Annotated in this window: 6 protein-coding genes; 2 read left to right on the top strand and 4 right to left on the bottom strand. The window is 73.8% G+C overall.

Annotation, left to right across the window (positions count from 1 at the left end):
- Positions 1 to 1,095 (bottom strand): amidohydrolase family protein (locus H7A69_RS12995; RefSeq protein ID WP_182047378.1); only part of this gene is annotated, 1,095 nt, incomplete at its 3' end.
- Positions 1,096 to 1,295: 200 nt separating this feature from the next.
- Here H7A69_RS12995 and H7A69_RS12990 point away from each other — a divergent pair.
- Together H7A69_RS12990 and H7A69_RS12985 are read left to right on the top strand one after the other, a co-directional pair.
- A complete protein-coding gene (locus H7A69_RS12990) occupies positions 1,296 to 1,931 on the top strand; it encodes a helix-turn-helix domain-containing protein (RefSeq protein ID WP_259346228.1) in 636 nt (211 codons plus the stop codon).
- A complete protein-coding gene (locus tag H7A69_RS12985; protein WP_182047376.1) occupies positions 1,928 to 2,881 on the top strand; it encodes a PDR/VanB family oxidoreductase in 954 nt (317 codons plus the stop codon). The genes H7A69_RS12990 and H7A69_RS12985 overlap by 4 nt, the downstream gene beginning before the upstream one ends.
- Before the next feature lie 24 nt (positions 2,882 to 2,905).
- Here H7A69_RS12985 and H7A69_RS12980 read toward each other — a convergent pair whose 3' ends face one another.
- From H7A69_RS12980 to H7A69_RS17310, 3 genes are all read right to left on the bottom strand, one after another.
- On the bottom strand, positions 2,906 to 4,303 hold the full coding sequence (locus tag H7A69_RS12980; RefSeq protein WP_182047375.1) for an amidohydrolase family protein: 1,398 nt from the start codon (positions 4,301 to 4,303) through the stop codon (positions 2,906 to 2,908).
- Positions 4,304 to 4,401: 98 nt separating this feature from the next.
- Positions 4,402 to 5,130, bottom strand: coding sequence for a tyrosine-protein phosphatase (locus H7A69_RS12975; RefSeq protein WP_182047374.1), 729 nt, complete (start codon positions 5,128 to 5,130; stop codon positions 4,402 to 4,404).
- A gap of 10 nt (positions 5,131 to 5,140) precedes the next feature.
- Entirely contained in the window at positions 5,141 to 6,577 is a 1,437-nt protein-coding gene (locus H7A69_RS17310) for a GNAT family N-acetyltransferase (RefSeq protein WP_220456254.1), read from the bottom strand.
- Between the last annotated feature and the right edge of the window lie 69 nt (positions 6,578 to 6,646).

The raw sequence follows: 6,646 nt of genomic DNA, 5'->3' as shown, positions 1-6,646 counted from the left end.
GTCGCTCACCATCGCGTACGCCTGGTCCGGCGTCACGTGGCCGGCCGACACGAGCAGGCTCGCGGTCTCGAGGGCGTCGCTCCGGCCCACAGGGTTGAACGGGTCGCGGACGTTGTCCGCCCCGGCGGCGACCCGCACGCCGGCGTCGGTGAGCGCCCGGATCGCGGTGAGCCCGCGGGGCGTCGACACGGGGTGCTGCCAGCCCTGCAGGTAGAGGTTCGTGATCGGCAGCGTGATGATGCCGAGGTCCGCGGCGGCGACGTCGGCGACGACCTCGGCCAGGCGCTCCGGGCCGAGGGTGCCGAGCCGGACGCAGTGCCCGGCGGAGTACTGGCGTGCGTCACCGCGGTCACGGCGCAGGCGGCTGACGGCACGGGCGTAGTGGTCGAGGGTGACCGGCCCGTCGAGGCTCTCGTCGGTGTGCAGGTCGACGCCGACGCCGTACCGCTCGGCGAGGGCGAGCAGCCGGTCGACGTCGGCGAGGGGGTCCTCGGCGAGGTGCGGCGCACCGCCGACCAGGTCGACGCCGCAGTCGAGGACGGCCTCGACGTGGGCGTCGGGCGCCAGCGGTCCGGCGAGGGCGACGAGCTCGAGGTCCATCAGCCCCGCGAGCTCCTCGCGGACCTGCACCAGGGCGCGGGCACCGCGGGTCGCGGACTCGGCGGAGGCGGGGGCGTCCGCGGGGGAGCGGCGGCCGCTCAGCACGTCGACGTGGCTGCGGACCGAGGTGCTGCCGGCGGCGAGGAGCGCGAGGGCAGCCGTCCGGGCGCGGTCGGCGATGTCCTCGACCGTCATGGTGGCGGCGTGTGCGGACCACGAGGCGATCGCGGCGCCGAGGTCGCCGAGCGGCGGGCGGATGGCGTCCGCGCTGAGGGCCTTGTCGAGGTGGGCGTGCGGCTCGGCCGGAGCGGTGAGGAGCAGGCGCCCCTCGAGGTCGAGCGTCGCGTCCGCCGGGGTCGATGTCGGTGCCGACAGGGTGCCCGCCGGGGCGACGGCCGTGACGGTGCCGTCCTCGATCGTGACGTCGACCAGGCGACCGTCCGGCAGCAGAGCGGACCGCAGGAGCCCGATCGTGCGGGGTGCTGTCGCGTCCATCCGGAGCCTCTCGATCGTGTGTGACAATGTTGATCGCATCAACATCTCCGATGCTAGGGCGGCCGTGTTTCCCTCTCGTTTCGAGGCGGTTGCCGTGTGTGACACCCGTCCCGGTCCGACCGGGGAGCCGGAACGAGCGTTCCGTCGAGGGCGTCCGCGAGGTCGTCGGAGGACCCCGTCCAGGCCGAGAGGAGTGCGCCGTGAGCACCGGCACCACCACCGAGACCGACCGCGTCGTCGACGACCAGACCCAGCGGATCGGCGAGCACATCCGCGCCCGCCGCCGCGCCGCCCGGCTGACCCTCGTGCAGGTCGCCGAGCAGACCGGCCTGTCGCACCCGTTCCTCAGCCAGGTCGAGCGCGGGCACTCCCGCGCGAGCATGGTGTCGCTCGAGAAGATCGCCGCCGCGCTCGGGACCACGCAGGTCGAGCTGCTCGCCGCGGGGGCGCCGGATCGGCCGGACCACGACGTGCGGGCACCCGAGGTGCTCCGCGCGGACGAGGGCGCGCGGGGTCCGTTCTCGAGCGGGGAGGCCCGGCTCCTCGTGCACGCCGGCCCGCACGCCTTCGAGCCGCTCGAGTGGACGGGCGAGAACACCGACCTCGGCGAGTACTTCGAGCACCGCGAGGACGAGTTCCTCACCGTGCTCACCGGCGACGTCCTGCTCGACCTGCGCGGACAGGAGCCGCTCCGCCTGGGACCGGGTGACTCGGCCTACTACCGCGGCGGCACCGGACACCGGTGGTGCAGCGCGGACGGCGGTCGCTTCCACATGATCGTGGTCAAGGAGACCCCGCACGCCGGAGCGACCCCGCACGCCGGAGCGGCCTCGTGACCGCCGTGCCGGAGCGTCGCCGCGTGCGCGTCGCCGCACGCCGGACCGTCGCGACCGACGTCGTCGCACTCGACCTCGCACCCCTCGACGGCGCGCAGCTGCCCGAGTGGGAGCCGGGCGCGCACGTCGACCTCGAGGTCGCGCCGGACACCGAGCGCCAGTACTCGCTCGTCACGACCACGGCCGAGGGACACTGGCGCATCGCGGTGCTCCGGGAGCCGGACGGCCGCGGGGGCTCCGTCGCCGTGCACGACGACCTCGCGGTCGGCGACGAGGTCGTGGTCGCCGGACCCCGGAACCACTTCGGCTTCGACCCGACCCGACCGGCCGTGTTCGTCGCGGGCGGCATCGGGATCACGCCCCTCACCGCGATGATCGAGGCGGCCGAGCGTGCCGGGACCCCGTGGGAGCTCCACTACGCCGGACGCAGTCGCAGTCGGATGGCCTTCGTCGACGACCTCGTCGCGGCGCACCCGGAGCGGGTCGTCGTCGCGGCCGCGGACGAGCACCCCCGGTTGAACGTCATCGGACTCCTCGCCGAACCGCGCGACGCGGTCGTCTACTGTTGCGGCCCACGCGGGCTCATGGACGCCGTCGAGTCGGCAGCCGCGCACTGGCCGGCGGGCAGCGTCCGGGTCGAGCGGTTCGAGCCCGCCGCCGACGTGGACGCGCCCGGAGAGGCGTTCGAGGTCGAGCTCACGCTCACCGGCACGACCGTCACCGTCCCCGCCGACCGCACCCTGCTCGAGGTCGCCGAGGAGGCCGGCGCCTTCGTGCTCTCCTCCTGCCGCGAGGGCACGTGCGGGACCTGCGAGACGCCCGTCCTCGAGGGCGCCGTCGAGCACCGCGACACCGTGCTCAGCCCGGAGGAGCAGGCCGACGACCGCACGATGATGGTCTGCGTGTCGCGCGCCCGGCGCGGATGCCCGCGCCTGGTGCTCGAACTCTGACGCCCTGCGGACGCTCGGCGTCTCCTACGGACGCTCGGTGTCGTCGAGCGCGCCGCCGGTGAGCGCCGACAGACGCTCCAGGCCCGCCTCGGCGACCAGCTGGCGGGCGAGCGGGCGTGCCCGGTCCACCGCCTCGCGGACGTCGACCCTCGTGACGTCGAAGTCGGCGACGCTCAGGTCGCCGTCGACCCAGACGTCACGGACCTCGCGGCTGCCCGCGACGAAGACGACCGCCTGGTAGGGGTCGTGGACGTTCGCCAGGGTGGGGGAGTCGCCGTCGAACACGACCAGGTCCGCGCGCTTGCCGGGTTCGAGCGAGCCGATCTCGTGCTCCATCCGCAGCGCACGGGCGCCGCCGATCGTGCCCATCTCGAACGCCTCCCGGGCGCTCATCGCGGTGGCCTGCAGGTCGCGGACCCGGGCGAGGAGCGCAGCGGTCTTCATCGCCTGCAGGAAGTCCTGCGAGTCGTTCGACGCCGGCCCGTCCACGCCGATGCCGACCGGGATCCCCAGGGCGCGGAGCTCCGCGACCGGGGCGATGCCACTGGCCAGGATGCCGTTCGCGACCGGGTTGTGGGCCACGCCGACGCCGTTCGTGGCGTAGCGCTCCCGGTCCTCGCGGTCGACCCACACGCTGTGCGCCGCGATGACCGGCACCTGGAACATGCCCGTGGCCTCGGCGTGCCCGATCGCCGTCCGGCCGGTGCGCTGGCGCGCGGCGGTGACCTCCTCGCGCACCTCGTGGAAGTGCACGTGCACGCCGTGGCCGCCCGCGACCGCGTAGTCGACGTGCTCCTGCCAGGTGTCGTCGGTGTAGCGGCCGATCGACGAGACGCCGACCCGGAACGTGCTGTACCGGCTGGCGTCCGCGGCCTCGCGCAGCGCCTCGAACTCCTCGAGGATCGGTGTCGCACCGAAGTCGCGGTCGACGTCGCCCGAGCCGAAGGACACGACACCGCGGAGCCCGAGGTCCTCGAGCGCCTGCACGACGCCCGGCGTCGCCGGCTCGTCCGGCATCGGGTCCGCGCAGAACATGTCGTTCGCCGTCGTGACACCGCTCCGGAGCAGCTGGATGCCCTGCAGGACCGTCCCGGCGTAGGCCTTCTCGCGGGTCATCACCGGGTTGACGCGGCCGATCAGCGCCGTGAGCCACTCCCACAGCGTGTACTGCGAGCCGATGCCCGTGATGAGGCCCTCGCTGAAGTGCCCGTGCGTGTTGACGAACCCCGGCGTCACGACGTCGTACGCACCGCCGCGGACGGGAGCGTCGGGGTGCGCGGCCGACAGCTCGGCGAAGGTGCCCACGGCGGCGATGCGGTCCCCGTCGAGCAGCACGGCGCCGTCGCGGATCGCGGCGGGGGTGGCGGAGTCGTCGGGCGCGGCGGTCAGCACCCAGCCGGCGCGGATCAGGGTCTGTGACATGTGGCGAACCTAGGGTGCCCGTGTTTCGCGGGTGTCACCGTCGGGTTTCCCCGTGGTGCGCGCCGTACCCGTCGGAACGTCCGGTGCTCAGGGCCGGGTCAGCAGGGCCGGGTCAGCAGGGCACGCAGCCGGTCGCGCAGCACGTCGTCCACGCCGATGGTCGCGAACGCACCGTCGACGTCCGCGGCGACCTCCGCGACGACGGGTCCCGTGGTCGCGATCCACGCCTCCACCTGCTCCGGTCCCCACGATGCCTGTCGGTCGTGCGTCGGTGCGTGGATCGCCGTGCCCGCCATCGCGCGGACCGATGCGGCGTGGTCCTCGGCGACGATCGCCGGTGCCACCCCGGCGTTCGCCAGGAGGAGCGCACTGATCATGCCCGTGCGGTCGCGTCCCGCGCTGCAGTGCACGAGCACGCCGGTCGGGGCGTCGGCGACGGCCCGGAGGGCACCGAGCACGAGGTCGGGCAGGATCCGCCAGTTGTGCCGCCAGTACTCGGGCGAGTCGAGGATCGGGAAGCACACCGCCCGGAACTCGGGATCGTCCTGGTCCTCGGTCGGGGCGAGCACCACCGGGACGGACGCGCGGGTTGCGGGCGGCACGTCCGGGTCGCCGTCGCGGACACCGACCTCGTCCGGGCAGCGGAGGTCGACGACCGTGGCGAGCCCCCAGTCGTGCGCGTCGCGCCAGCCGGCCTCGGTGAGTCGCTCCCGTCGCGGTCCTCGAGCCACGCGACCGTGGATCGTGGCGCCGGTCGGGGAGTCGGGGGTGGGGAGACCGCCGAGGTCACGCGCGTTCGGGTACCCGTCCCAGTCGAGGTTCCGCACCCGAAGGACCCTACTGCGTCGGCCCGGACGACCCGAGCGGACGGACGAGGATCACGCTGGGGCCGGACCAGTCGAGGCCGTGGTGCTCCTCGAGCGGCGTGAAGCCGAGCCGCTCGTAGAACGCACGGGTCCTGGCGTAGGGCTCGTGGTCGAAGGACGGCCCGACGGTGTGCACCGACAGGAAGCGGCACCCGTCTGCCGCGAGGTCGGCCGCGATGCTCTCGACGAGGGCACTCCCGACACCGCGCCCGTGCACCGTGGGGTGCACGGCGATGAGGTGCAGTTCGGCGGACGCCGGGAAGTGCCGACGGGTGAGCGCCACGCCCACGACCGTGCCGCCGAGGACGGCGAGCCGACTGTCGTAGGGCCCGTCTGCCGCCGCGGCGGCGTAGTTCTCGATCGCAACCTGATCGCCGAACCAGTCGGGCAGTGCGCCGAGGATCCGTCGGACGTCCGGGCTGCTCCGCCGGCTGACGATCCGGATGCGGTGCCGTTCGGCGACGGCGAGTGCTTGTTCGGCCGAGGCGAGCAGGGCCGGGGCGCCGGCGCGGCGCAACGTCACGACCCGTCGGAAGTCCTCGGAAGCCCGTCCGGCGTCGCCGTGCGCCAGGAGGGCCTTCCCCCGGTGCTGGCGGAGGACGGCTTCGAGCGGTGTTCCGTCGTGCTCGTCGACCAGGCGGTCGTACTCCTGCACGGCCCGGAGGGTGTCCCCGAGGTCACGGTGACAGTCGGCAGCGAGAGCGCGGACCCGGACGGTCCGAGGGAGCGCGTCGAGCTGGTCCAGCGCGACGTCGGGTTCCCCGCTCCAGAGGAGTTCCAACGGCACCGCGAGCGGATCGTCCAGCAGACCAGCACGGAACGCTGCCCGATCCGTGACGCTGGGACGTAGGTCCGCAGCGCGGATGCTCCACCCTGGACCTCCCTCGACGTCGTGCGGCGCCGGCATCGGTGGGAGCGCGACGACCATCTGGACACGACGGCCGTACCGGTCGAGGCCGAGCCGGTCCTCGGTGTCGGCGAGTGCACGGTCGAACGCCGTGACCGGTTCCTCCTCGACGAACCCTGCCGACCGGTAGAAGGGCGCGTTCCACGGCACGTCGGCGTACGTCCGGAGCGTCATCCGCTCGTGCCCGCGAGCCCTGGCACCGTCCTTCGCGGCCTCGAGGAGCGATCGACCGATGCCGCGACGCGCGTGCAGCGGGAGCACGGACAGTTGTTCGAGGTGGCAGACGCCGTCGGGTTCCAGCACGTGCGCGAACCCGACGACGACGCCGTCCTGCTCCGCGACGAGCAGGAGACCGGCCGCTGCCGCCCGTTCGGCTCCGGAGGGCGCCGGCGCCCAGTCATCGGGATGCAGCAGATCGACGAGGATCCGGTCGGCCTCGTCCTCGATGCGTCCGACGTGCTCGAGGTCGCGCTGCTCGGCGGAGCGGACGATCAGTGTCATGCCCGCAGCCTAGGGTGGACGATCCCGGTGCGGCCGCCCTCGCCCTGCCGGTGATCGGAGACGGAGACG

The sequence above is a fragment of the Curtobacterium sp. ME26 genome (genome assembly GCF_903970945.1).
Classification (GTDB): domain Bacteria; phylum Actinomycetota; class Actinomycetes; order Actinomycetales; family Microbacteriaceae; genus Curtobacterium; species Curtobacterium citri.
Note: the sequence above shows the minus strand (reverse complement) of the source record. Positions and strands in the feature narration are given on the sequence as shown.

Coding starts and splice junctions, on each gene's coding strand:
- H7A69_RS12980 (WP_182047375.1), bottom strand. CDS start 4,303: ATGTCACAGACCCTGATCCGCGCCGGCTGGGTGCTGACCGCCGCGCCC.
- H7A69_RS17310 (WP_220456254.1), bottom strand. CDS start 6,577: ATGACACTGATCGTCCGCTCCGCCGAGCAGCGCGACCTCGAGCACGTC.